The 24,559-nt window shown below is 53.5% G+C and carries 14 protein-coding genes and 4 pseudogenes; 4 read left to right on the top strand and 14 right to left on the bottom strand.

Annotation, left to right across the window (positions count from 1 at the left end; genetic code table 11):
• Positions 1 to 154 precede the first annotated feature (154 nt).
• Positions 155 to 1,663: a glycerol-3-phosphate dehydrogenase gene (glpD, locus tag ACQ86O_RS06835; RefSeq protein ID WP_431224622.1), complete on the top strand. Its 1,509-nt coding sequence runs from the start codon at positions 155 to 157 to the stop codon at positions 1,661 to 1,663.
• A gap of 76 nt (positions 1,664 to 1,739) precedes the next feature.
• Here the strand turns inward: glpD and glgP are convergent, their stop codons facing one another.
• The 6 genes and pseudogenes from glgP to asd form a co-directional block, all read right to left on the bottom strand.
• Complete coding sequence (gene glgP, locus ACQ86O_RS06830; protein WP_431224621.1) at positions 1,740 to 4,187, bottom strand: glycogen phosphorylase; 2,448 nt, start codon at positions 4,185 to 4,187, stop codon at positions 1,740 to 1,742.
• A gap of 24 nt (positions 4,188 to 4,211) precedes the next feature.
• Positions 4,212 to 5,645 carry a glycogen synthase GlgA gene (gene glgA / locus ACQ86O_RS06825; RefSeq protein WP_431224620.1) on the bottom strand — a complete coding sequence of 478 codons (1,434 nt, stop codon included), beginning with the start codon at positions 5,643 to 5,645 and terminating at the stop codon, positions 4,212 to 4,214.
• Between the two features lie 83 nt (positions 5,646 to 5,728).
• Positions 5,729 to 7,006 (bottom strand): glucose-1-phosphate adenylyltransferase, encoded by a 1,278-nt coding sequence (gene glgC / locus ACQ86O_RS06820; RefSeq protein WP_431224619.1) that lies wholly within the window; start codon positions 7,004 to 7,006, stop codon positions 5,729 to 5,731.
• A gap of 12 nt (positions 7,007 to 7,018) precedes the next feature.
• Positions 7,019 to 9,002 (bottom strand): annotated as a pseudogene (gene glgX / locus ACQ86O_RS06815) (glycogen debranching protein GlgX).
• Positions 9,002 to 11,185, bottom strand: a complete 2,184-nt coding sequence (gene glgB / locus ACQ86O_RS06810) for a 1,4-alpha-glucan branching enzyme (protein WP_431224618.1) — start codon at positions 11,183 to 11,185, stop codon at positions 9,002 to 9,004. Before glgB ends, glgX begins: the two are co-directional and overlap by 1 nt.
• A 448-nt stretch (positions 11,186 to 11,633) precedes the next feature.
• Positions 11,634 to 12,736 (bottom strand): annotated as a pseudogene (asd, locus tag ACQ86O_RS06805) (aspartate-semialdehyde dehydrogenase).
• A gap of 279 nt (positions 12,737 to 13,015) precedes the next feature.
• Here asd and ACQ86O_RS06800 point away from each other — a divergent pair.
• Entirely contained in the window at positions 13,016 to 13,609 is a 594-nt protein-coding gene (locus ACQ86O_RS06800; RefSeq protein ID WP_431225671.1) for a YhgN family NAAT transporter, read from the top strand.
• A gap of 51 nt (positions 13,610 to 13,660) precedes the next feature.
• Here the strand turns inward: ACQ86O_RS06800 and gntT are convergent, their stop codons facing one another.
• Positions 13,661 to 14,977: a gluconate transporter gene (gene gntT, locus ACQ86O_RS06795; RefSeq protein WP_431224617.1), complete on the bottom strand. Its 1,317-nt coding sequence runs from the start codon at positions 14,975 to 14,977 to the stop codon at positions 13,661 to 13,663.
• 299 nt (positions 14,978 to 15,276) lie between these two features.
• On the opposite strand from gntT, the gene ACQ86O_RS06790 reads away from it, so the two are divergent.
• Complete coding sequence (locus ACQ86O_RS06790; RefSeq protein ID WP_431224616.1) at positions 15,277 to 15,783, top strand: gluconokinase; 507 nt, start codon at positions 15,277 to 15,279, stop codon at positions 15,781 to 15,783.
• 38 nt (positions 15,784 to 15,821) lie between these two features.
• Here ACQ86O_RS06790 and gntR read toward each other — a convergent pair.
• From gntR to ACQ86O_RS06775, 3 genes and pseudogenes are all read right to left on the bottom strand, one after another.
• Positions 15,822 to 16,816, bottom strand: a pseudogene (gntR, locus tag ACQ86O_RS06785) (gluconate operon transcriptional repressor GntR).
• 131 nt (positions 16,817 to 16,947) lie between these two features.
• Positions 16,948 to 17,643, bottom strand: a complete 696-nt coding sequence (locus tag ACQ86O_RS06780) for a pirin family protein (protein WP_431224615.1) — start codon at positions 17,641 to 17,643, stop codon at positions 16,948 to 16,950.
• Positions 17,644 to 18,275: 632 nt separating this feature from the next.
• Positions 18,276 to 19,076: a fimbrial protein gene (locus ACQ86O_RS06775; protein WP_431224614.1), complete on the bottom strand. Its 801-nt coding sequence runs from the start codon at positions 19,074 to 19,076 to the stop codon at positions 18,276 to 18,278.
• Positions 19,077 to 19,147: 71 nt separating this feature from the next.
• On the opposite strand from ACQ86O_RS06775, the gene ACQ86O_RS06770 reads away from it, so the two are divergent.
• On the top strand, positions 19,148 to 19,315 hold the full coding sequence (locus tag ACQ86O_RS06770) for a hypothetical protein (RefSeq protein WP_431224613.1): 168 nt from the start codon (positions 19,148 to 19,150) through the stop codon (positions 19,313 to 19,315).
• Positions 19,316 to 19,928: 613 nt separating this feature from the next.
• Here ACQ86O_RS06770 and ACQ86O_RS06765 read toward each other — a convergent pair.
• From ACQ86O_RS06765 to iolD, 4 genes and pseudogenes are all read right to left on the bottom strand, one after another.
• Positions 19,929 to 20,063 (bottom strand): annotated as a pseudogene (locus ACQ86O_RS06765) (IS6 family transposase); the annotation flags it as partial.
• Between the two features lie 58 nt (positions 20,064 to 20,121).
• Positions 20,122 to 21,018 (bottom strand): myo-inosose-2 dehydratase, encoded by an 897-nt coding sequence (gene iolE / locus ACQ86O_RS06760; protein ID WP_431224612.1) that lies wholly within the window; start codon positions 21,016 to 21,018, stop codon positions 20,122 to 20,124.
• Positions 21,019 to 21,078: 60 nt separating this feature from the next.
• Positions 21,079 to 22,092, bottom strand: a complete 1,014-nt coding sequence (locus tag ACQ86O_RS06755; protein ID WP_431224611.1) for a Gfo/Idh/MocA family protein — start codon at positions 22,090 to 22,092, stop codon at positions 21,079 to 21,081.
• A 34-nt stretch (positions 22,093 to 22,126) separates the two neighbouring features.
• Positions 22,127 to 24,067: a 3D-(3,5/4)-trihydroxycyclohexane-1,2-dione acylhydrolase (decyclizing) gene (iolD, locus tag ACQ86O_RS06750; protein ID WP_431224610.1), complete on the bottom strand. Its 1,941-nt coding sequence runs from the start codon at positions 24,065 to 24,067 to the stop codon at positions 22,127 to 22,129.
• Positions 24,068 to 24,559: the final 492 nt, after the last annotated feature.

Here is a 24,559-nt window from a genome sequence, read left to right as displayed (position 1 = left end):
CCTATTTGTATAACTACTATCACCGAACTGTTACCTCTATCACGCAAGAATGTTTTTGTTTGGTTAACTCTTGGCTTGTCTGTGGGTTTTTGATTACAATCATGAGCGAAAACGAACATGAAAGAGCTATTTCGAACATCTGGAGGAAGTTGACGTGGAAACCAAAGACTTGATCGTTATCGGTGGCGGTATCAACGGTGCCGGCATCGCAGCAGATGCGGCCGGGCGCGGGCTGTCCGTCCTGCTGCTGGAAGCGCAAGACTTGGCCTGCGCTACGTCTTCCGCCAGCTCAAAACTGATCCACGGTGGCCTGCGCTACCTGGAACACTACGAATTCCGCCTGGTCAGCGAAGCGCTGGCCGAACGTGAAGTTCTGCTGAAACTGGCTCCGCATATCGCCTTCCCAATGCGTTTCCGCCTGCCGCACCAGCCACACTTGCGCCCAGCCTGGATGATCCGCACCGGTTTGTTCCTGTACGATCATTTGGGTAAACGCACCAGCTTGCCGGGCAGCAAAGGGTTGCGCTTTGGACCAGAGTCGGTCTTGAAACCGGAATTAAAGCGCGGATTCGAATATTCTGACTGTTGGGTAGACGATGCGCGTCTGGTGGTGTTGAACGCTCAAGCCGTAGCTGAACGCGGTGGCGAAGTGCGCACCCGCACCAAAGTAACCCGTGCCTGGCGCGAAAACGGCCTGTGGATGGTCGAAGCCACTGATATCGACAGCGGTAAAACCTTTACCTGGCGCGCCAAAGGCCTGGTTAACGCCACCGGGCCTTGGGTGAAGAATTTCTTCGATGACGGCCTGAAGCTCAAATCTCCTTATGGTATCCGCCTGATCAAAGGCAGCCATATCGTGGTACCTAGGGCGCATAATCAGCCACAGTCTTACATCCTGCAGAACGAAGACCACCGTATCGTGTTTGTTATCCCGTGGCTGGATGAGTTTTCCATCATCGGCACCACCGACGTGGAGTACCACGGCGACCCGAAAGACGTGAAGATCGACGATAACGAAATCGACTATCTGTTGAAGGTGTATAACGATCACTTCAAAAAACAGCTGGGCCGTGACGACATCGTCTGGACCTATTCCGGCGTGCGTCCGTTGTGTGATGATGAATCCGACTCGCCGCAGGCAGTGACCCGCGATTACACCCTGGATGTTCATGATGAGCAGGGTAAAGCCCCGCTGCTTTCGGTGTTCGGTGGCAAACTTACCACCTACCGCAAGCTGGCAGAGCATGCGATGGAAAAACTGGCTCACTATTACCCGGGCTGCGGCCCGGCATGGACCAAAAACGGTTCTCTGCCAGGTGGCAACATCGGTGGTGACCGTGATAGCTATGCCGCCAAGCTGCGCCGCCAACACGGCTGGTTAACCGAGTCACTGGCACGCCGCTACGCCTGCACCTATGGTAGCCACAGCGAACTGATCCTGGCCAATGCAGGCAGTCTGAGCGATCTGGGTGAGGATTTCGGCCACGATCTGTACGAAGCGGAGCTGCGTTATCTGGTTGATAAAGAGTGGGTTACCGAACTGGACGATGCTATCTGGCGCCGCACCAAGCTGGGTATGTGGCTCAGTGAAGCTCAGCAGGCGCGGGTGAAAACCTGGCTGGCAGAACACGCGAAACCCAAAGCATTGTCATTGGCTTCTTAAACGAAGCAGGCCCAGCATGCTGGGCCCGAAGAGCATGAGATGCCGATCCGAGGGCCGGGTAACCGGCCCTTGGCTATTACAACTTTATCGGTTTGATATCCCAGATCTCGTCTGCGTATTCCTGGATCGTGCGGTCAGAAGAGAAATAGCCCATATTGGCGATATTCAATATCGCGCGCCGGGTCCAATCATCCTGATTGAGATACACCTCATCCACCTTGTCCTGCGTATCCACATAGCTGCGATAATCCGCCAGCAACTGGTAGTGATCCCCCAGATTGACCAATGAATCAAACAGGCTGGTGTAACGCTTTGGCTCTTCAGGGCTGAACACACCGGTTGCGATCTGCGTCAGAGCCAGATGCAGTTCTTCATCCTGCTCATAATACTGACGTGGGTTGTAGCCATTGCGGCGCAGCGCCTCCACCTGTTCGGCGGTGTTGCCGAAGATAAAGATATTCTCTTCACCTACATGCTCCAGCATCTCGACGTTGGCACCGTCCAGCGTGCCGATGGTCAAGGCACCGTTGAGCGCAAACTTCATGTTACTGGTCCCTGACGCCTCGGTCCCCGCCAGCGAGATCTGTTCGGAGAGGTCTGCCGCCGGAATGATCATCTGTGCCAGGCTCACCCCATAGTTAGGGATAAACACCACTTTCAAATCATCATGCACCCGTGGATCGTTGTTGATCACCTTCGCCACATCGTTGATCAGGCGGATGATCTGTTTAGCGGCATAATAGGCCGAGGCGGCTTTCCCGCCAAAAATCACCACGCGCGGTACGCGTTTGGCTTGGGGATCCTGCAAGAAGCGGTTATATCGCGTGATCACATGCAGTACGTTGAGCAACTGCCGCTTGTATTCATGGATACGTTTGATCTGCACGTCGAACAACGCATCCGGGTTGACCACCACATTAAGCTTTTTGGCAATGTAGCTGGCCAGCCGCTCTTTGTTCTGCCGTTTAGCGGCCTGAACCGCCAGCAGGAAGCTCGGGTAATCCACATTAGGTTTGATTTCGCCGAGTTGGCTGAGGTCGGTACGCCAGTTATGGCCGATGCTGTCATCCAGCACCTTCGACAGTGGCCGGTTGGCCAATCCAAGCCAGCGGCGCGGTGTCACCCCGTTGGTTTTATTACAGAAACGGCCTGGGAAGATACGGGCAAAATCGGCAAACAGGGATTGCACCATCAGTTCGGAGTGCAATGCTGATACGCCATTCACCTTATGGCTGGCTACCACGGCCAGCCACGCCATCCGTACCCGCCGCCCATTGATTTCATCGATCAGGGATACCCGCGCCAGCAAGGCATTATCGCCCGGGACCACCTGTTTGACGTACTTGAGAAAATGATCGTTGATCTCGAAAATAAGCTGCAAATGGCGCGGCAGGATCTTGCCGAGCATATCGACCGGCCAGGTTTCCAGCGCTTCGCTCATCAGGGTATGGTTGGTGTAGGAGAACACCTTTTCCACCACCGCCCAAGCGTCCAGCCAGCTGAATTTGTGCTCGTCGATCAGCACATGCATCAGCTCGGGGATAGACAACACCGGATGGGTATCATTGAGGTGGATGGCAATCTTGTCGGCCAGATTGTCGAAGGTTTTGTGCATCGTCCAATGGCGATTGAGAATATCCTGGATGGTCGCCGAAACCAGGAAATACTCCTGCCGCAAGCGCAACTCCCGCCCCGAATAGGTGGAGTCATCGGGATAAAGCACGCGCGAAACGTTCTCGGAGTGGTTTTTATCCTCTACGGCGGCAAAATAGTCGCCCTGGTTGAATTTACCCAGGTTAATTTCGTTACTGGCCTGGGCGCTCCACAAGCGCAGCGTGTTGGTGGCGTCAGTATCAAACCCAGGGATCACCTGATCATAGGCAATCGCCAGGATCTCTTCGGTCTCTACCCAGCGGGCCTTGGCTCCTTCCTGCTGAATGCGGCCGCCAAAACGCACTTTATAGCGGGTATTGTGGCGCGGGAACTCCCACGGGTTACCATACTCCAGCCAGTAATCCGGTGATTCCATCTGCTGGCCATTAACCATGTTCTGCTTGAACATGCCGTATTCGTAACGGATCCCGTAGCCACGCCCTGGCAGTGCCAGCGTCGCCAACGAATCCAGGAAGCAGGCCGCCAACCGGCCCAAGCCGCCATTGCCCAGGCCTGGATCGTTTTCCTCTTCAAGCAATTCGCTCAGGCTCAGGCCCATTTCGTCCAGCGCATCTTCAATATCCTGGTAAATCCCCATGGATAACAATGCATTCGACAGCGTGCGGCCAAGCAGAAACTCCATCGACAGGTAATAAACCTGACGGACATCTTGCGAAAGCTGAGCGCGGTTAGAGCGCAACCAGCGTTCCACCATCCTGTCGCGCACCGCAAACAACACGGCATTAAGCCAGTCGTGCTGGGTGGCGATAGCCGGATCCTTGCCGACAATAAACATCAGTTTATAGGCGATAGAATGTTTCAGCGCTTCAACACTGACCGTGGGTGAGGTGTAACTAAACGGTGAAGTCATAGTAATTCAATCCCAAGTGCGTGATTACAACAAGCGTTGATAAAGCGACAGATATTCCTTTGCCGCGACTTGCCAGCCAAAATCCAGACCCATGGCGTGGCGTTGTACGTGATGCCAATGTCTTGGCCTGCTCCACAATACCAGGGCACGCCGAATGGCATTGCCCAGGGCTACGGCATCACAATCATCAAACACAAATCCACTGGCGGTTCCGTCGGCCAGGTTTTCCAGCGCACAATCCACCACCGTATCTGCCAGCCCACCGGTGCGGCGCACCAGTGGCAAAGTGCCATATTTCAGGCCATAAAGCTGCGTTAACCCGCAAGGCTCGAAACGGCTTGGCACCAGGATCACATCTGCTCCGCCAATAATGCGGTGGGAGAAAGCATCGTGGTAGCCAATCTGCACGCCGACCTGCTCTGGATAATCGGCCGCAGCCGCCAGGAAAGCTTGCTGCAATACCGCATCACCGGCCCCCAACAGCACCAGTTGACCTCCTTGATCCAGCAAGGCTGGCAGCGCCTCCAGTACCAGATCCAACCCTTTCTGGTTGGTCAGGCGGCTGACCACAGCAAATAGCGGCAACGACTCATCCACCGTCAATCCCATCGCTTTTTGCAGATGGACTTTGTTCTTGGCTTTATTTTTCAGGTTATCGGCATTGTAGCGCGCTGGCAGGCGCGCATCATGTGCCGGGTTCCAGATCTTCTCGTCAACTCCGTTGAGAATACCGCTCAACCGGCCCTGCCGCTGGCGCTCCTGCAGCAGCCCTTCCATGCCGTAACCGAACTCCACCCGCGTGATTTCACGCGCATAGGTTGGGCTGACGGTGGTGATATGGTCGGCGTAAAACAGGCCGGCCTTCAGGAAGGACATCTGCCCATAAAACTCCAGGCCATAGATATTCAAAAACGACGACGGCAGCCAGAGCTCTTGCATATGATGAGCAGAGAACAGCCCCTGGTAGGCCAGATTGTGCACGGTGAAGATCGAGCGAGCCGGGTGACCATTGGCCGCCAGGTAGGCGCAGGCCAAGCCGGCATGCCAGTCATGGGCATGCACCAGTTTTGGCCGCCAGTAATGATCCAGCCCCTTCGCCAGCTCACATGCCATCCAGCCCAGTAAGGCAAAGCGGCGGTGGTTGTCCGGGTAAGCATTCATCGACTGATCATGGTACGGGCTGCCCGGCCGATCATAAAGCCAGGGGGCATCGATAAGATAAACACCCACCCCATGATAGGTGCCGTAACGCAGGCCAACCCGCCCGGCAAAAGAATCGATCTCGGCCACCAACACGGTATCCGGGATACCATTACGCACGTCTGGGAAAGCCGGTAACAGCACCCGAACGTCCACTCCCTCGGCAATTTGTGCTGCCGGTAATGCGCCAACCACGTCTGCAAGCCCACCGGTTTTAAGCAGCGGAAACATTTCAGAACATACGTGTAAAACCTGCATTATCACTCCTGGAATTCGGCAAAAACTAATTTGCAGAGATAGAGGGCGCACTGGCTGCGCCCTCGGTTTGGCATGCGTAATAACTACAGTTTCGACAACATCTCACGCGTGACCAACACAATGCCCTCTTCCGAGCGATAAAAACGCTTGCTGTCATCTTCAGCGTTTTCACCAATCACCATCCCTTCCGGAATATGACAGGCACGATCAATGATGCAGCGGCGCAGACGGCAAGAGCGGCCAATATTCACATCTGGCAGTAATATGGAAGAGTCGATAGTACAGAAAGAGTTCACCCGCACCCGCGAGAACAGCACCGAATGCACCACCACCGAGCCGGAAACAATACAGCCACCAGCAACCAGCGAGTTCATGGTCATCCCGTGGCTACCGGAACGGTCCTGTACAAATTTGGCTGGCGGCAGCGGCTCCATATAGGTACGAATCGGCCAGGCGCGGTCATACATATCCAGTTCTGGGGTAACCGAAGCCAGATCGAGGTTGGCTCGCCAGTAGGCTTCCAGCGTACCAACGTCACGCCAATACGGCGGAAGATCGGCATTGGAAGTCACGCAGGAAATCGTAAATGGATGAGCCCAGGCAGCTTTTTGCGCAGTGATTTTAGGGATCAGATCCTTACCGAAGTCATGGGTGGAACCCGGCGTCGACATGTCCTCTTCCAGCAGCTTATACAGGTAGCTGGCGTTGAAAATATAGATGCCCATACTGGCCAGCGACATATCAGGATCGCCAGGCATGGCCGGTGGATCCGCCGGTTTTTCAAGGAACTCGAGGATCAGGTCATTATCGTCAACCTTCATGACCCCAAACTCGCTGGCTTCCTTACGCGGTACCGGAATACAGGCGACAGTACATTCCGCGCCCTTCTCCACATGGTCGATCAGCATGCGCGAGTAATCCATTTTATAAATATGGTCGCCTGCCAGGATCACCACGTACTCCGCTTCATAGCGGCGGATAATATCAAGGTTCTGGTAAACCGCATCTGCGGTGCCTTTGTACCAATGCTCGGTGCTCAGGCGTTGCTGGGCAGGCAGCAGATCGACAAATTCGTTCATCTCTTCGTTGAGGAACGACCAGCCGCGCTGAATATGCTGCACCAAGGTATGAGAATGATATTGGGTGATCACGCCCATACGGCGGATCCCTGAATTCAGGCAATTCGACATGGCAAAATCAATGATGCGGAACTTACCACCAAAGTGCACCGCGGGCTTGGCCCGGGTAGACGTTAAATCTTTCAAACGCGAGCCACGGCCACCTGCCAGAATCAAGGCAACGGTTTTATTCGGCAATTGGCGCGCCAACATCAGAGGGTCTTTATTTTCAAATCTAACCATAGCTGACTCCTTTTAATTTTTATCTACCAGCACGCAAAGAGAATGCGCAACCTGGCACCAGGCAGGTAAAACCGCCTGCGAATTGTCCTGAGTAAAGGGGGCTACAACCTGCCAATCGCCCTCGGGTAACGTCATCTCAACGGCTTGCTGCGTGGCATTGAAAACCAGCAACCAGCGTTGCGACAGGCGGATTTGCATATAGCGCCCCCCTGTTCCCACTCTTGCGCACTGAGCGGTTGCCCCTGCGCGTTCAGCCACTGCACGCTGCCGTCCCCCTCCTGCCACCAGCGGTCGCCCTGCAGAGCAGGGATCTGCTGGCGCAAGCGGATCAGCGCGGCTGTGTATGCGGTGAGTGAGTCATCCGCCTTGGCCCAGTCGAGCCAAGTGGTTTCGTTATCCTGACAGTAAGCATTGTTGTTACCTTGCTGGCTATGCCCGTGCTCATCACCGGCCAGCAACATCGGTGTTCCTTGAGCCAGGATCAGCGTGGCAAGAAGCACCCGCTGGCTGGCCTTGCGGTGTCGCAAAACGGCATCGTCAGCAATCAGGCCTTCAATACCGTGGTTAAAGCTAAAGTTTCGGTCACTACCATCGCGGTTTCCTTCGCCATTGGGCTGATTATGCTTCTGGTTAAAACTCACCACATCCTGCAGGGTAAAACCGTCGTGGGCCGTCAGCATATTGATGCTGGCATAGGGCGCGCGCCCACGTTGGTTGAATACCTCACTGGAGGCGGCAAAACGCTGGGCAAACTGGCCAAGTGACAGCTCGTTCTGTAGCCAGAAACGGCGGATATCATCACGGAAATGGTCATTCCACTCAGCAAAACGGCCAGGAAACGCCCCAACCTGATACCCCCTGGGCCAATGTCCCAAGGCTCGGCAATCAGTTTGCAGCGCCCCAGCGTATCGTCCGCCAGCATCGCCTGAAACAGCGGTGCATCGCGGTCAAACTCCGGCGTGCGGCCTAAAACAGTGCCAAGATCGAAACGGAAACCGTCGACATGGCATTCGCGCACCCAAAAACGCAGACAATCCATCACCCACGCGACACCCGCTGGCCGATCCAGCCGCAACGTATTGCCGCAGCCGGTAACGTTATCGTAGTCACCATTGTCGGTTAGCCAGTAGTAACTCGGGTTATCAATCCCCCGCAGCGACAGCGTTGGCCCATCAACATCCAACTCTGCACTGTGGTTAAACACCACATCCAGGATCACTTCGATCCCCGCCTTGTGCAGTGCTTTTACCGCATCGCGAAATTCACGCAGTGGGGTCATGCCGGTGGTCAGGCTGGTGTAACGATTGTCCGGCGCAAAAGGCGCCAGCACGTTGTATCCCCAGTAATTGATCAGCCCGAGACGCTGCAGACGCGGTTCGGTGGTGTGCTGCTGAACCGGTAGCAATTCAAGCGCCGTAATACCCAGCCGCTTGAAATAGGCAATCATCACCGGATGACCCAATGCGGCAAAACTGCCACGCAATACCGTCGGGATATCCGGATGCAGCAGCGTCAACCCGCGAACGTGTGCTTCATAAATAATAGTCTGTCCCCAGGGGGTAGCAGGCGGCCGATCGTCCTCCCAGTCGTAACGTTGGTCGATCACCACGCATTTTGGCACCAATGGGGCGCTGTCCTGGGGATCCGGCTGATCATATCCCCCATGCAGATGCAGGTGGTCCGCAACCGGCCCCTCTACCGCCCGAGCCGCTGGATCGAGCAACAGCTTATTGGCGTTAAACCGCAAGCCTTTTTGCGGTTCGAACGGGCCATGCACCCGAAAACCATAACGCAGCCCCGGTTCTCCCCCAGGTAAATAGCCGTGCCAGATATCACCGCTGCGGGCGGGCAGCGGTATGCGTGTCTCACGATGCTGCGCATCAAACAGGCAAAGTTCGACCTGTGTGGCATGGGCGGAAAACAGGGTAAAGTTGATGCCATTGCCGTCGTAATAAGCCCCTAAAGGCGCGGCGAGACCCGGCGTCAGCTCTATCATCAAACCTCCCGCCGCAGGTAAACCGTGGCCAACGGCGGGACCATCACGCTGATCGAATGCTCACGGCCATGGCTGCCTACCGGTTCAGAAATCACCCGCCCCTGATTACCGGCATTACTGCCGTGGTAGTGGTGCGAGTCGGTATTCAGGATTTCCTGATATTCACCGGAGCGGGAAATCCCGATGCGGTAATTAGGGCGAGGCACCGGAGTAAAGTTGCTGATAGCGATCAATTCATTCCCCTGTGAGTCGTAACGGGCAAAGGCGAATACCGAGTTTTCATGATCGTCTACCACCAGCCATTCAAAGCCGTCTGGGCGATAATCGCGCTCATACAATGGTGCATTATTCTGATAACAGTGGTTAAGATCGCGCACCAACCGCTGGACACCGTGATGCCAGCCGTCCAGCCCTTCCACCAGGTGCCAATCCAGGCTGCTGTCGAAATCCCATTCACGCCCCTGAGCAAACTCGCTGCCCATAAACAGCAGTTTCTTGCCCGGATGCGCCCACATAAAACCGTAGTACGCCCGCAGGTTGGCGAATTTCTGCCAGGCATCACCCGGCATCCGATCCAGGATAGAACGTTTTCCATGCACCACTTCGTCGTGGGAAATCGGCAGCACGAAGTTTTCGGTATAGGCGTAGAGCATGCCGAAGGTCATCAGGTTGTGATGATATTTACGGTGCACCGGATCGCACTTCATATAGTTTAGCGTGTCATGCATCCAACCGAGGTCCCACTTGTAGTGGAAACCTAAACCGTTGGCATCCGGCGGCAAAGTCACCCCCGGGTAATCCGTCGACTCTTCCGCCAGCGTCACCGCCCCAGGCAGCTCTTTACCCAGCGTCTGGTTGGTGTAACGCAGGAAGGAAATCGCCTCCAGGTTCTCATTACCGCCATAGTAATTCGGCACCCACTCGCCTTCGGCACGGCTGTAGTCGCGATAGATCATCGACGCCACCGCATCGACACGCAAAGCGTCGATACCAAAACGCTCCAACCAGTAAAACGCATTGCCCGCCAGATAGTTGCGTACCTCATTGCGGCCATAGTTGTAGATCAGCGTATTCCAGTCCTGATGGAATCCTTCGCGGGGATCGGCATATTCATACAGCGCGGTGCCGTCGAAGTTCGCCAGGCCGTGGGCATCGCTGGGAAAATGCCCCGGCACCCAGTCGAGGATCACGTTCAGCCCGGCCTCGTGGGCAGCGGCCACAAATGCCTTGAACTCTGCCGGGGTGCCGAAGCGGCGCGTGGGCGCATACATACCCAGCGGCTGATAGCCCCAGCTACCGTCGAACGGATGTTCGTTGATGGGCAGCAGCTCAATATGGGTAAAACCCATTTCTTTAACGTAAGGGATCAACTGCTCAGCCAATTCTTGATAGCTGAGCCAGAAATTATTGTCGGTATGGCGGCGCCAGGAACCCAGATGCACTTCGTAGATAGCGATCGGACGGTCAAAATCATTGGCCCGTCGCCTTTCAGGGGTGCTTTCGACCACGGCTGGCAGCGGCGTAATCAGAGATGCCGTTTCTGGCCGCATCTGCGCTTCAAAGGCATAAGGATCGGCTTTCAGCTGTATATTGCCGTAGCAGTCGATAATCTCATATTTATACAACTGCCCGGCCTTCACGCCCGGTAAAAACAGCTCCCAAATACCGTTTTCCTGGCGCAAGCGCATCGGATGGCGCCGGCCATCCCAGAAGTTGAACTCACCCACCACGGAAACTCGCTGGGCGTTCGGCGCCCAAACGGCAAAACTGACACCTTCAACACTATCCAGCACGCCGGGATGCGCGCCCAACCGCTCGTAAGGCCGCAGATGGGTACCTTCGGCCAGTAGCCAGCTGTCGATATCCTGCAGCAAAGTGCCAAATCGGTAGGGATCTTCCAGCAGTTGCTGGTGGTCGCTCCAACTGACTTCAAGTTGATAACGGAAAGGAGTTTTACGGCGAGGCACGATTGCGCTGAAGAAACCACGGGCATCTTCGCAATTAAGCTGTACCAGACGTTTACCTGTCTTACTCTCTATAAGCCACACGGTGCCAGCATCTGGTAACAGCGCACAAATCTGCAGCCCGCGTTCAGTAACATGCATGCCAAGCAATGCAAAAGGATCGGCATAGTGACCGGCGATTATCTGGTTAATCACGTCACGTTCGGGAAGTACAGGCATGGCATTCTTCCTTTGATTAAGAGCCTGATTCTGTTAGGGCTACGTAGAGCAAAAAAGCAGCCGTTGCACCATCATGCTATTCATTTGCTACCTAAAGCGTGATTTCGGTCGGTAATTGATTAATCGATCACCGCCCAGGTCATAATTTCGCTCTTTATGGTTGTTTTTCAGGCAAATCTTCAGCCTTGATGGGAATTTATTTCCCCACCCTGTAAGCATAGACAAACCAGCCAAAAGCACTGCCTTGTCGAGAAGGAAAATTTTTCATCTAAACGCTTGTGGAAAGGCCAACCATGACGGTTGTTATCGAATTGATATCATCATGTTATAGGTGGGATTTATCCCGGTTTCATCGCCTTTATCCAAAGCGAGATCGAAAGGGGAAAATTTTAAAAACAAGGCTTTAGAGGGCTGAAAGAGATCAGCCCTCAGGAAGTTTAGCTTAAGCTTAGAGCAGGATACGCAGCATGCGGCGCAGCGGTTCTGCCGCGCCCCACAATAGCTGATCGCCCACGGTGAAGGCGGAAAGGTATTCCGGCCCCATATTCAGCTTGCGCAGACGGCCAACTGGCGTGTTCAGCGTGCCCGTTACGGCTGCAGGCGTCAGTTCGCGCATGGTCAGTTCACGGTCGTTCGGGATCACCCGCACCCAGTCGTTATGCGCTGCCAGCAATTGCTCGATCTCCGCCAACGGTACATCTTGCTTCAGCTTCAGGGTAAATGCCTGGCTATGGCAGCGCAGTGCCCCGACGCGAACGCACAAACCGTCTACCGGAATAATGCCGGAAGTATTGAGGATCTTGTTGGTTTCCGCCTGGCCTTTCCACTCTTCGCGGCTCTGGCCATTATCCAGCTGCTTGTCGATCCACGGGATCAGGCTGCCAGCCAAAGGAACGCCAAAGTTATCGGTTGGCAGTTTGCCGGAGCGGGTGGCCTCTGTGACTTTACGTTCAATATCCAGGATCGCCGAAGCCGGATCCTGCAGCTCTTTTGCCACATCGGCATGCAGCATCCCCATCTGGGTCAGCAGTTCACGCATATGCCGCGCGCCACCACCGGATGCCGCCTGATAGGTGGCAACAGATGCCCACTCCACCAGATTGTTGGCAAACAGACCGCCCAGCGACATCAGCATCAGGCTGACGGTGCAGTTGCCGCCGACAAAGGTCTTGATCCCCTTGTTCAGCCCTTCCTGGATCACTGCGTGGTTTACCGGATCGAGGATAATGATCGCATCATCTTTCATACGCAGTGAAGAAGCGGCATCAATCCAGTAACCCTGCCAGCCGCTTTCACGCAGCTTTGGATAGATTTCATTGGTGTAATCACCCCCTGGCAGGTAATAATGATATCGAGCGCGCTCAACGCCTCAATATCATAGGCATCCTGCAGCGTGCTTTGTTTGCCGCCAAACGCCGGAGCGGAAGCGCCAAGTTGTGAGGTAGAGAAAAATACCGGGTGAATAGCGTCAAAATCGCGCTCTTCAGCCATACGCTGCATGAGCACGGAGCCGACCATGCCACGCCAACCAATGAAACCAACGTTTTTCATATTTACAGTCCTGCCTTGGAGGATGACTATACTCAAAGCCTTTCAAGGAAGGGCAAGAGATAGAGTTAAGTTATACCCGTCGCCTTTCAAACTGCAACGTTGTTACCTGCACCAGCTGCAACTTGAAATTCATAAGGTATATAAGTTATGTGACTATCTCCCCACCTTACAAAATGTCGGCGCGGGCGCAAAGTGAATTTATTCGATAGGCGGGCAATTCTAAGCAATGCATCTAATGGGCCGGGGTTTTAGCTCGTTTTTTCTGGTTTTGAGGTAATGATGACTGAGATGATTTCGGCAACGGTGTTGCTGTTTTTAATCATGGATCCACTGGGCAATCTGCCGATTTTCATGTCGGTACTTAAACATCTGGAACCCCGCCGCCGCCGGGTGGTGCTGATCCGCGAGCTGCTGATCGCCCTGCTGTTGATGCTGGTGTTCCTGTTTGCCGGTGAACGTATTCTGGCCTTCCTTAATCTGCGCACCGAGACCGTTTCAATCTCCGGCGGGATTATCCTGTTCCTGATCGCCATCAAGATGATTTTCCCTACTCAGGAAGGGAGCAGTAGCGGCCTTTCGGCCGGTGAGGAACCTTTTCTGGTGCCACTGGCTATTCCGTTGGTGGCCGGGCCTTCAATTCTGGCGACGCTGATGCTGCTTTCGCACCAATACCCGAACCAGCTTTCGCATCTGGTGGGGGCATTGCTGATTGCCTGGGGGTTGTCTGCCGCCATCCTGTTGATGTCGAACCTGTTCCTGCGGTTGCTGGGCAACAAAGGCGTCAGCGCATTGGAAAGGTTGATGGGATTGATTCTGGTGATGCTCTCTACCCAGATGTTCCTGGACGGAATTCGGGCTTATCTGAAACTGTAACCGCAGGAGCGCAGCATAGTGCTGTACGGTGCTGCGCTCCACGGCTCAGGCTTAAATCACCATCGCCAACAGCAGGCAGCCAATCAGGCCACAGACCGAAATGATGGTTTCCAGCACGGACCAGGATTTGATGGTTTCCATAATGGTCAGGTTGAAGTATTCCTTGAACAACCAAAAACCAGGATCGTTAACGTGAGAGAAAATCACGCTGCCCGAACCGACTGCAATCACCATCAGCTCAGGGCTGGCACCGGTAGTGGCGATCAGCGGAGCCACGATGCCCCCGGCAGTGATAGCGGCTACGGTAGCGGAGCCCAGAGCAATACGCAGTAATGCGGCAATCGACCAGGCCATCAGGATAGGTGAAACGTTGCTGCCATGCATCATTGCCGCAATGTACTGCTCTACACCGCTGTCTACCAGCACCTGTTTGAATGCACCACCACCGCCGATAATCAACAGCATCATGGCAATGATTTTGATGGAGTCACTGATGGTGCCCATCACTTCATCCATAGTACGGCCACGGTTCAGGCCGAAGGTGAAGATGGCAATCAGCACCGCGATCAGCGTTGCCATAACCGGGTCACCAAAGAACTCGGCATAAGGCAGGAACACATGCCCCTTGGGCAAGATCATTTCTGCCACGGCGCGCAGCGCCATCAGGATCACCGGCACCAGAGCGGTCGCCACGCTGACACCAAAGCCTGGCATTTCTTCTTCGGTAAAGGTTTTCGGGTTGTACAGACCAACCGGAACCGGCTTATCGATCCCTTTCAGGAAGCGGGCATAGACCGGGCCTGCCAGGATCACCGTTGGGATCGCCAGCAAAGTGCCGTACAGCAGGGTTTTACCCATATCGGCATGGAAGATGGTCGCGATAGCGGTCGGGCCCGGGTGCGGCGGCAGGAAGCCGTGGGTTACAGACAGGGCTGCGGCCATCGGCACCCCGACATATAACAATGGGATACGCGCAGAGGCCGCAATGGTGAACACCAACGGCAGCAACAGCACGAAGCCCACTTCATAAAACAGAGCAAAACCGACGGTGAAACCGGTCAACACGATCGCCCATTGGATATGCTGTTTACCAAATTTGGCAATCAACGTGGTGGCAATACGCTGCGCACCACCGCAGTCCGCCAGCAGCTTACCGAGCATGGCGCCGAAGCCCATAATCAGCGCCAGGCCACCCAGCGTACCGCCAACACCGGCCTTGATAGAACTTATCACCTTGTCTACCGGCATGCCTTGCATGACACCGACCGCCAGAGCGACCAGAATAAGCGAGATAAAGCCGTTCAGTTTAAAGCGGATCATCAGCAGCAGTAGCATGGCTACGCCGACGGCAACAATCACTAATGGCATAATTTTTCTCCAACTCTTTTTATCACTTGGCCTCTTCGCAACACAGCGGCGAAAGTGGGTATTTTGTTTGGCCCTATCCTGGTGTTTTAAATAGGCAGTTGAGTACAGCGGTAACCCAATGGAACCAGCTCACAACTCACAACGTAGCAGCCCGAAAGATGAGGGTTCTCCCCTTGGTCTATCCTTTGTGATAACAGTCACATCTCCATTTGTTACCCGTATCATGATACCGGTAACATGATAAGATTCGGAACCATCGACCAAGGCAAAATTCGTATTCTGAGATAGAGATCAAACTTATGGCGGGAAAAAGCATCATCTTGATGGGCGTCTCCGGCAGTGGTAAATCCACGATTGGCGCGGCTGTAGCAAGAGAAATCCAGGCAAAATTTATTGATGGCGATGATTTGCATCCCAGAGCCAATATCCAGAAGATGGCCAGTGGGCAACCGTTGAACGACGATGATCGCGCCCCATGGCTACAACGCCTTAACGATGCGGCATACAGCCTGAACCATAAAAACGAAACCGGGATTATTGTCTGCTCGGCGCTGAAACGCCGCTATCGCGATCTGCTGCGCCAGGATAACGACAACATGGTTTTTGTCTATCTGAAGGGCAGCTTTGATGTGATCCTGGCCCGTCTGCAGGCCCGCTCCGGGCACTTTATGCCTACCGAGCTACTGAAGAGCCAGTTTGACGCGCTGGAAGAACCCGCCGCCGATGAACAAGACGTGATTTGCGTTGATATTGATACTGATATCGAAGGGGTGGTCAGCCGCTGTGTTGCCGCACTGAAGCCATAAGCTGATGGCCCTGGGCGCAGCCAATGCCGCGCCCAGCTTTAGATGCTGCCGCCAGGTGCCACGGTAAAACCAACGTCCACCATGCGAGGGGAAACGGTTTCTCCACGCAGACGTGCCAACAGGCGCTCCGCTGCAAGCTGGCCCATATGCTCACGCGGCGTCAGAACGCTGGCCAGCTTCGGCACCATCACCTGGCCGATATCATGGCCGTGGAAACCGGCAATCGCCATATCCTGCGGGATCGACAACCCCTGACGCTGGCATTCAAACGCCGCGCCGATCGCCAGATCGTCGTTGGTGCAAAAATACTGTCGATTTGCGGGTAATCCCGCTGCGCCTCACGCAACATTTCACTGCCAGCAGAATAGGAAGAAGAACGTGCGGTCATGACGCTGTAGGTTTCAAGGCCCGACTCACGCATTGCCTGTTCGTAACCCTGCTGCTTGATAATGGTACGCTCATCCTGACGCGCACCAAAGTACACCACGTGGCGATGGCCACGAGCGATAATTTGCTGGGTCATCTGGCGTGCCGCTTCAAAGTTGTTGAACCCTACCGCCAGATCGATGCAGGGCGATACGCAGTCCATCAGCTCAACCACCGGGATCCCCGCGACTTCGATCATCTTCAGTGTACGTGGCGTGTGGTGTCGTTCAGAGAGGATCAGCCCATCGATATTATAAGAAAATAGCGACGTCAGGCGCTCTTCTTCACGCTCCGGCAAATAACCGTAGTGCGCCAGCATGGTCTGGTAATTATGCGCATCGGTCACGCTCTCGATCCCACGCAGCACTTCGGCGAAAACCTGGTTGGTCAGCGAAGGTAATAACACTCCGATCGCACGGCTGGTGGCGTTGGAAAGAATATCCGGCGCGCGGTTGGGAATATAGCCAAGTTCATCCAGCGCCAGCGCAATTTTTTGCTGCAAAGCGGCGGAAACCTGATCTGGGTTACGCAAATAGCGGCTTACCGTCATCTTGGTAACGCCAACCTGATCTGCGACGTCTTGAAGTACCGGCCGTTTTTTCTTCATTATCAATGAACTGGCTAACCGTGATTGGGCGCTCAGTTTAACAAAAAAACGGCTTACCGGTATTGTTGGTTATACGGCAACCAGGCTCAAAAAAGGGCTCAGCATGCTGAGCCCTGGCTACCCTCCGCAAATCACACCGGCGGCAGATCAAACAGTAAAATCTCGCTGTCTTCATCGGCATGAATCGACAATGCACTCTCATCCCAAATCGCCAACGCATCGCTAATACCGGCTTTCTGCCCGTTGATCGTCACGTTACCGCGCACCACCTGGACCCAAATGCGGCGCTGTGCCTGGATTGGATACTCAGACTGCTCATCTTTATTCAGCGCCCAACGCGACAACGTCATGTCCTGGAACACTTTCAGCGACCCTTCTCTGGCATCCGGGGACAACACCAGTTGGCGGCCCTGCGGCGCGTCGAACATACGCTGCTCATAACGAGGCTCCAGCCCGACCTGATCCGGGATAATCCAGATCTGATAGAGATGCAACGGACGATCGCTGTTGGCGTTGTACTCAGAGTGACGCACGCCAGTACCTGCGCTCATGATCTGGAACTCACCGGCATTAATCTGTTCTTTATTGCCCATGCTGTCCTGATGTTCCACCGTACCGCTAAGCACGTAGGTCAGGATTTCCATGTCTTTATGCGGGTGAGTACCAAAGCCCTGGCCTGCATCGATCACATCTTCGTTGATCACCCGCAGCGCCGAGAACCCCATAAAGTCTGGATCGTAATAGTTGGCAAATGAGAAGGTGTGCCAGCTGTCCAGCCAACCATGATTTGCATGACCGCGATCTTGTGCCTTACGTAAATAAATCATATTCAACTCTCCTCAACGTTTTCTACAGTCTAGCCCTGGCAGCAGAATATGAAAGCGTAAAAATCTAACCCCTCTGTTCAAAAAATTAGATGAAGTTTTAAGAGGAATTGCAGGGAATTTGTTTAATCGGCAGGCACAGAATTCAGGCAAAAAAAGCCAGCACCCGAGCTGGCTAAGTAAATACTGGAAGCAATGTGAGCAATGTCGTGCCTTCAGAAAACAGTATCAAAGGTTGAAACTCTCTCTGAACGCATGACAATAATAATCATTATCATTCTCACCTGTAAAGCGTTTTTTTGACCAATTGGAAATAAAATTGGCTCGGCAAGGTAAACAGATAATTTTAGTGGTTATTCAAAAGGTAAACGCAGAGGAGAAGAAAAAGTGGGCGAGATTGTGGTCCGTCACGTGGAAAGTAAAGATGCGGAAGCCTTGTATCAGCGAATCTCGCATCCTGCCGTTTACCGCGACACGCTACAACGGGCTCTGTCGCATTAGCGTTAAGACGTTAGCAAAAAAAGACAGCCGATAGTCTGGCCGACAGGGTCAGATAACAACGAAATAAAACAGCCTATTATCTGACAAGCTCTTAATGCGACAGCCCCCAAAACCTCATTCCCCCAGTAAGCCGCTCACTGATAGGTCATAGTGAAAGACATCATGCCGTTGGCCTTACCCGAAGTGATATGATCTCCCGTCTGGTAATACCGCGCTTTTAATGGCACCGAAAAAGCGCCATTGGTGGAAATCGAGCCCAACTCAATATCTTCACCCAATGGCATCGGTTGATCATTGCGCAACAGTTGGATCCCAACCCCGGTCGCCGCGCCAGCGCCGCTGGCAACGTTCACCACACCTTTTGCCGCATCGAAAATATCCCCCTCCATTCTTATTTTGACTTTTATACCGGCGTCGCAGTTCATGGGCAGGTTGAAGGATTTCGTATGGTTGTCTCCCGGAGTGGAGTTCTTGCCGTTAAAATTCTTTTTCGGCACTTCTTTCATATCGACCGGAATGTTGGTGGTGTTCAACGTGCAAGCCGCGGAAGTGATATTAAACGCGTTAATGCTGACGACCGCTTCCGGCTCCGCCATAATGACCAAGTTGTTGAGCAGTACGAAAGCGCCAACCGGGCCGCCGGAAACGGTCCCCGAGCCCGTCACGGAGGCGGTTTTAAAATAAGCAATCAGCAGGTTCCCCACCAACTGCGGCGCGACCATGCCCGTTGAACTCTCACAGAGCTTCAGTGTATCCGCCTGGCCACGTATGGTGTTGCTGCCGGAGATGAAACCCGTGCCCCCTGCACAATGTGAGGTTATCCCGCTGATGGAATATCCCACGCCCGGCACGTTGGTTTTATAGATCCGGCGGCCATTGAGCATGGAATCGAAAGTCCCGTAAGCCTTGATGCCAAAGGTTTGACTTGCAATCACACCGTCTTCATGGTCAACACAATTGTACGTATTGATAGGGGGTGACAATTTGGGTACCAATGAGCGAGCCAATGGGCAGGTCACGTCCGATCGTCACATTCTGCGGTGACACGACAGTAGAGGGTTGCATCGTGGTGCAGTTCCATGCCTGCGCGACACCGGCAAACATCCACAGCGACAGTAACGTTAATAGTCTGTACATCATTGATACCGGCAATAAAAATTGTCATCAGAGATGACGGAGTGTGATAAATCCATAAAGCTGTCCTTTTTTGATGTATTCTCTGTCATCGTTCCGTGTCTGTGATAAGCCTCATGCTTTTTTAAATCTACAGAAGATCCAGAATGACGGCATTAAAAAAAACATAGCATTCTCTCGACAGAATAATATCAATCGCACACTCTGTTTTTTGTTAAAAACAGATGCCAATCTGAAAGTTCCCAACACAAAATGGTGTCATACACCACCAAACAAGCAGAAATAGAGATTAATTATCCGTGTTGATATTGCGTGAAATTTTTCTTATCCGCGGGTTTTTGATAGTTGAAAACTATAAATCCATAAAAAATGGAATTCTCTTAGGAAATATAGATTAAGAAAATCTACCAATGTATCGCGTTAAGAGGACTATATTATTACCCTGTTAATAGGAGGTTAAAATCAGAGAGTCCTTATATTGATGTCGGCAAATTCCTTCATCTGTAGGACGAGAGTTTATGAGGGCAATTTTGAATATCGCTCTCCGGACGTTCATCGAAGTGCAAGAATGCTGCCGTTCTTATAGTTGCTGGCGAATACGACAAGTGGAGGGTTCTTTCACATTAGCGCCGAGAAGTTAGCAAAAATAGACAGTCAACGACAATGCCGCACTCTGCCATCACCTCTTCGAGGTTGCGCAGGCTCAGGGCATAGGCCGGATACCAGAGAACACATTGCGCGATAATATCAACGGGATCATAGAGCCGTTTTAAAAGCGCATAAACCAAAAGGGGGCGATCCCAGGTTCACCCCCTCTCATACACACCGCAATACCCATAAAATGACTTACAGCCCGGTAGTTTCCCGGATATAGCAACGTGCTTTCACTGCGTACTCAAACGGATTGGCCAGTGCCGGATCCTGCTCGGCCTCTACCACCATCCATCCTTTATAGCCCCGTTGGTCCAGCAGCTTGAACACTGGCCGGAAATCGATCGCGCCATCTCCAGGCACGGTGAAAGTGCCTTTTTTCACCCCATCCAGGAAACTCAGCTTATTGGCCTTCACCTCTGCCACTACTTCGTCACGCACGTCTTTCAAATGCACATGATTGATACGCGGCAGATATTTCTCCAGGATCGCCAGCATCGCCTGTTGGCTACCTTCAGAATAATAGGCATGTCCGGTATCAAAAAGCAGGTAAACATCGTCATTTACCATGCTCATATAGCGGTCGATCTCTTCGGTAGTCTGGATACCGGTTCCCATATGGTGATGCAAACAGACTTGCATTCCCTTGCCCGCGGCAATTTTCGCCAGCTCATTGTACCCTTGCGCCACCCACTGCCACTCTTCATCACTGAAGTTAGGCTTCTCTGCAAATACTGCCTTGGCAGTGCCCTGAATGCTCTTGCTCTGCTCAGAACAGCCAATCACTTTCGCCCCCATGGCATGCAGGAAGTTCATATGATTAACGAATTCATCGATGGTTTTTTCCTTCAGGCCATCGGCAAAATAGGTGCTGAACCAGGCATTACAAATCTGGATGCCGCGGATATCCAGCATCGGTTTCAACACCTTGGGGTCGCGTGGGTATTTGCTGCCCACCTCGCTGCCGGTGAAGCCAGCCAATGCCATTTCACTGACGCACTGCTGGAACGTATTTTCTTTACCTAGCTCAGGCATATCGTCATTCGTCCAGCCAATCGGGGCGATAGCCAGCTTTACGTGGTCTTTATTCATTTTCAGCCTCAATCATTCAGGCGCTGCCGGCCCTCTTCCTCGCCGGTCTGGCCAGGGAAATTATTTACCGTAGAAACCAGGGCGGACAGGTAACGTGATCGGTACGACTTCGCCGCTGAGCTGTGCAGCAATACAGGCATCCGCCGTTACCGCAGCCGCATAACCATCCCAGGCAGAAGGACCGGTTAGCCTGCCTTCCTGCACATCGTTGATAAAGGCTTGCAGCTCAACATCATAGGCATCAATAAACCGGTCTTTCCAGTCGACCAGGATCTCGGTGGAAAGCTTGGCGCCACTGCGCATTTGCACCGACGAAGGTTCTGGCAGTTTGGCAATGCCGCTCTCCCCTACCACTTCGCACTGAATGTCGTAACCGTATTGGCAATTCACAAAGATTTCGACGTCGATACGGGTGCCTTTGGCCGTTTCCATCAACACAATCTGCGGATCTCTAAGATGCGGAAAGGCCTTGGTGCTTTTACGCGGGAACACCACCTGCACCGAGACATAATCGTCATCCAGCAGCCAGCGCAGCACGTCTATCTCATGAATCAGCGTGTCGGTAATGGCCATATCCGTGGTATAGGCTTCGCCCACCCTTGGGTTGCGGTGGGCACAGTGCAGCATCAGCGGTTCGCCGATCTGGCCGCTTGCCAGCACCTGTTTCAGTGCCCGATAACCTTGATCGTAAGGGCGCATAAAGCCTACCTGCACCAGGCGTTTGCCGTGTTTGGCTTCGGCTTCGACGATGTTCTTGCAACCCTGCGCCGTCACCGCCAGCGGTTTTTCACAAAATACCGGCTTGCCAGCGGCAATGGCGGCAAGCACAAACGCTTCATGGCTTGGCCCCCATGATGTAACCAGCACCGCCTGCACGTCTGCGGAATTGATCAAATCATGGCCGTTGTCATACACCTTGGCATCCAGCTTCAGTTCACTGACAACCTTGGCGGCACTTTCCTTGTTGATGTCATTTACCGCCACCACACGGCTGCCCTGCAGCACTTTGCTACAACGGCGAATGTGATCCCTGCCGATGGCTCCGGTACCAATAACTCCAATATTCAATGTCATGTTCGCTATCCTCGTAGACAGTAGACGTTTGTTATCAGTAGTCGCGGGCTTTATCGATGTTCTCTTGCAGCTTGCGGGCGACTGCGATGATTTTTTCACTTTCGGCCACCTGGGCACCGCCCACGCGCCACCAGCTGAGATAGTTGTGCACCATGGTTTTCGGCAGCACTTTGATATCCAGCAGGGTAGAAACCGTTTGGTTACGGGCATCTTCCAGCGCTTCAATCAGTTGCTGTTCGGTGGTTACGCGGTAGGTTTTGCAACCGTAAGCGGCTGCCAGCATGGCGAAGTCGACCGGCACAAAATTGCCATCCAGCTTGCCCCCTTGCGGGTTGCGGAAGCGGAATTCGGTGGTGTAACTGCCCATACCGTGCCCCATCTGCAGATTGTTGATGCAACCATTCGTCATGTTGTCAAACAACACCACGTTGATTTTGCAACCTTCCTGAATGGCGGTGACCAGTTCGGAATGCAGCATCATAAACGCCCCATCCCCAACCATCGCGTAGACTTCACGCTGTGGTTCCGCCAGCTTGACGCCTAACGCGGCGTTGACCTCATAGCCCATGCAGGAGTAACCGTATTCAACGTGATAACCCTGTTCGCCCCGGTTTTGCCAGACACGCTGCAAATCCCCCGGCAGGCTGCCAGCAGCGGCGACGATGACGCTGTCCTGTGGCAGATGCTGATTGAGTACCCCCAGCACCCGGCTTTGGGTTAAAACTGAGCCGGTCTTTTCAATGAATTCGGCGAATACGCGCTCCCGATCGAGGCTATCGTCGATTTCAGGCACAAAACCTTCCCCGGAATAGGTCACCTGATAGACGCGTGAGGTTTCTTTTTGCTGCTCCTCGAGCGCCTCAGCGATGGACTCTTGCCAGCCGGAGCGGTAATCCGCCTGTGCCAACAGCGTACCGAGAGAATCCAGAGCCGTACGGGCATCCGCCAAGAGCTGTAAGCCGTCCAGTTTGCCCGCATCAAACGCGCTGACGTTGATGTTAAGGAAGGACACATCCGGGTTTTGGAACAGCCATTTGGACGAGGTGGTAAAATCGCTATAGCGGGTACCGATACCAATCACCAGATCGGCCTGCCTGGCCAACATATTCGCCGCCAGACAGCCAGTTTCGCCAATGCCGCCAACATTATAAGGATGAGCTGAAAGCACCGTGCCTTTCCCGGCCTGGGTTTCGGCAAAGGGTATATGGAACCGTTCGGCAAACTGCTGCAGCGCCTGCCCGGCCTGCGAATACTTCACGCCGCCCCCGCAGATCAGCAATGGTTTGCGCTTGCCTACCAGCAATGCCAGCGCGTCCGCCAGCATGCTTTCGCTTGCCGGGCGGCGTTCAAGACGGAGTAGCCGCTTATGGAAGAAATAGTCTGGGTAATCGTAGGCTTCGCCCTGCACGTCCTGCGGCAGACATAAGGTGACGGCACCGGTTTCTGCCGGATCGGTCAGTACGCGCATAGCATTGATACAGGCGCTCATCAGCTGTTCCGGGCGCACAATGCGATCCCAGTATTTGCTGACAGCGCGGAAAGCGTCGTTAGTGCTGATGCTGAGATCGTAGGATTGCTCAATCTGCTGTAACACCGGATCGGGCTGGCGCGAAGCATAAACATCGCCAGGCAACAGCAGTAAAGGGATCCGGTTAGCCGTGGCGGTGGCCGCCGCGGTGATCATATTGGCTGCACCAGGGCCGATGGAGGAAGTACAGGCATAGATCTGCTGGCGGAGCTTCTGCTTGGCAAAACCGGTGGCGGCATGCGCCATGCCCTGCTCATTACGCCCCTGATGCACCAGCAGGCTGCCACAGTCTTGCTCCAGCGCCTGGCCCAGGCCGAGTACGTTACCGTGGCCGAAAATAGCAAAAATACCCTTTACGAACTTGGTTTCAACACCGTCGACCAGCAGATACTGGTTATCTAGAAACTTGACGAGTGCTTGTGCCATAGTCAACTTGTTCTTACCCATTTACTCACCCTTTCAAATAGCGTTATCCCTTCCCACTTCCTGGCCGTTGCTTGAAAGCGGGTGGGGTAAATCTTGTATGGGTTGTTACGGACTGTACATTCAATAAGCAACTTGAAACGTGCTTCGATTATAAACAAATATTTTTTTCATAAAATATGATTACAGAAAAAACATTTCATTTTGAGATAAAGATCCCATAACAGCCAAAGCCATAATCCCCATATATCTTTCTGATTCAATGAATTGACCAAAAACCAGGCCACAGCAACTTTTGCCATCAGACATTCCAAAGCGGGCGGTTCCCTCAGGACTACGCCAACGCCAGCATAGCGTCTGTATGTCAATAATAGAGGCGGTTCAACCCGTTACAGCGCCGTTTCACTGCCCTTTGGCCTAGGGTAAGGCGGTTTTAAATGCATCACATTTTCGGGGTGTGAATTTCATTTAACATTGAAATTGAAATTTTTATTCCTCATAATTCGCCCATGCTTC

Origin of the sequence: Serratia sp. L9 (genome assembly GCF_050632285.1) — a bacterium.
Lineage (GTDB): Bacteria > Pseudomonadota > Gammaproteobacteria > Enterobacterales > Enterobacteriaceae > Chania.
This window is presented reverse-complemented; position numbering and strand designations above follow the sequence as displayed.

What these genes read in the sequence shown, in the direction of transcription:
- glgB (WP_431224618.1), bottom strand. Translation starts at nt 11,185, where the DNA reads ATGCCTGTACTTCCCGAACGTGACGTGATTAACCAGATAATCGCCGGT.
- ACQ86O_RS06790 (WP_431224616.1), top strand. Translation starts at nt 15,277, where the DNA reads ATGGCGGGAAAAAGCATCATCTTGATGGGCGTCTCCGGCAGTGGTAAA.
- iolD (WP_431224610.1), bottom strand. Translation starts at nt 24,067, where the DNA reads ATGGGTAAGAACAAGTTGACTATGGCACAAGCACTCGTCAAGTTTCTA.
- ACQ86O_RS06780 (WP_431224615.1), bottom strand. Translation starts at nt 17,643, where the DNA reads ATGATTTATTTACGTAAGGCACAAGATCGCGGTCATGCAAATCATGGT.
- gntT (WP_431224617.1), bottom strand. Translation starts at nt 14,977, where the DNA reads ATGCCATTAGTGATTGTTGCCGTCGGCGTAGCCATGCTACTGCTGCTG.
- glgA (WP_431224620.1), bottom strand. Translation starts at nt 5,645, where the DNA reads ATGCAGGTTTTACACGTATGTTCTGAAATGTTTCCGCTGCTTAAAACC.
- iolE (WP_431224612.1), bottom strand. Translation starts at nt 21,018, where the DNA reads ATGAATAAAGACCACGTAAAGCTGGCTATCGCCCCGATTGGCTGGACG.
- glgP (WP_431224621.1), bottom strand. Translation starts at nt 4,187, where the DNA reads ATGACTTCACCGTTTAGTTACACCTCACCCACGGTCAGTGTTGAAGCG.
- ACQ86O_RS06755 (WP_431224611.1), bottom strand. Translation starts at nt 22,092, where the DNA reads ATGACATTGAATATTGGAGTTATTGGTACCGGAGCCATCGGCAGGGAT.
- glgC (WP_431224619.1), bottom strand. Translation starts at nt 7,006, where the DNA reads ATGGTTAGATTTGAAAATAAAGACCCTCTGATGTTGGCGCGCCAATTG.
- ACQ86O_RS06770 (WP_431224613.1), top strand. Translation starts at nt 19,148, where the DNA reads ATGGGCAGGTCACGTCCGATCGTCACATTCTGCGGTGACACGACAGTA.
- ACQ86O_RS06800 (WP_431225671.1), top strand. Translation starts at nt 13,016, where the DNA reads ATGACTGAGATGATTTCGGCAACGGTGTTGCTGTTTTTAATCATGGAT.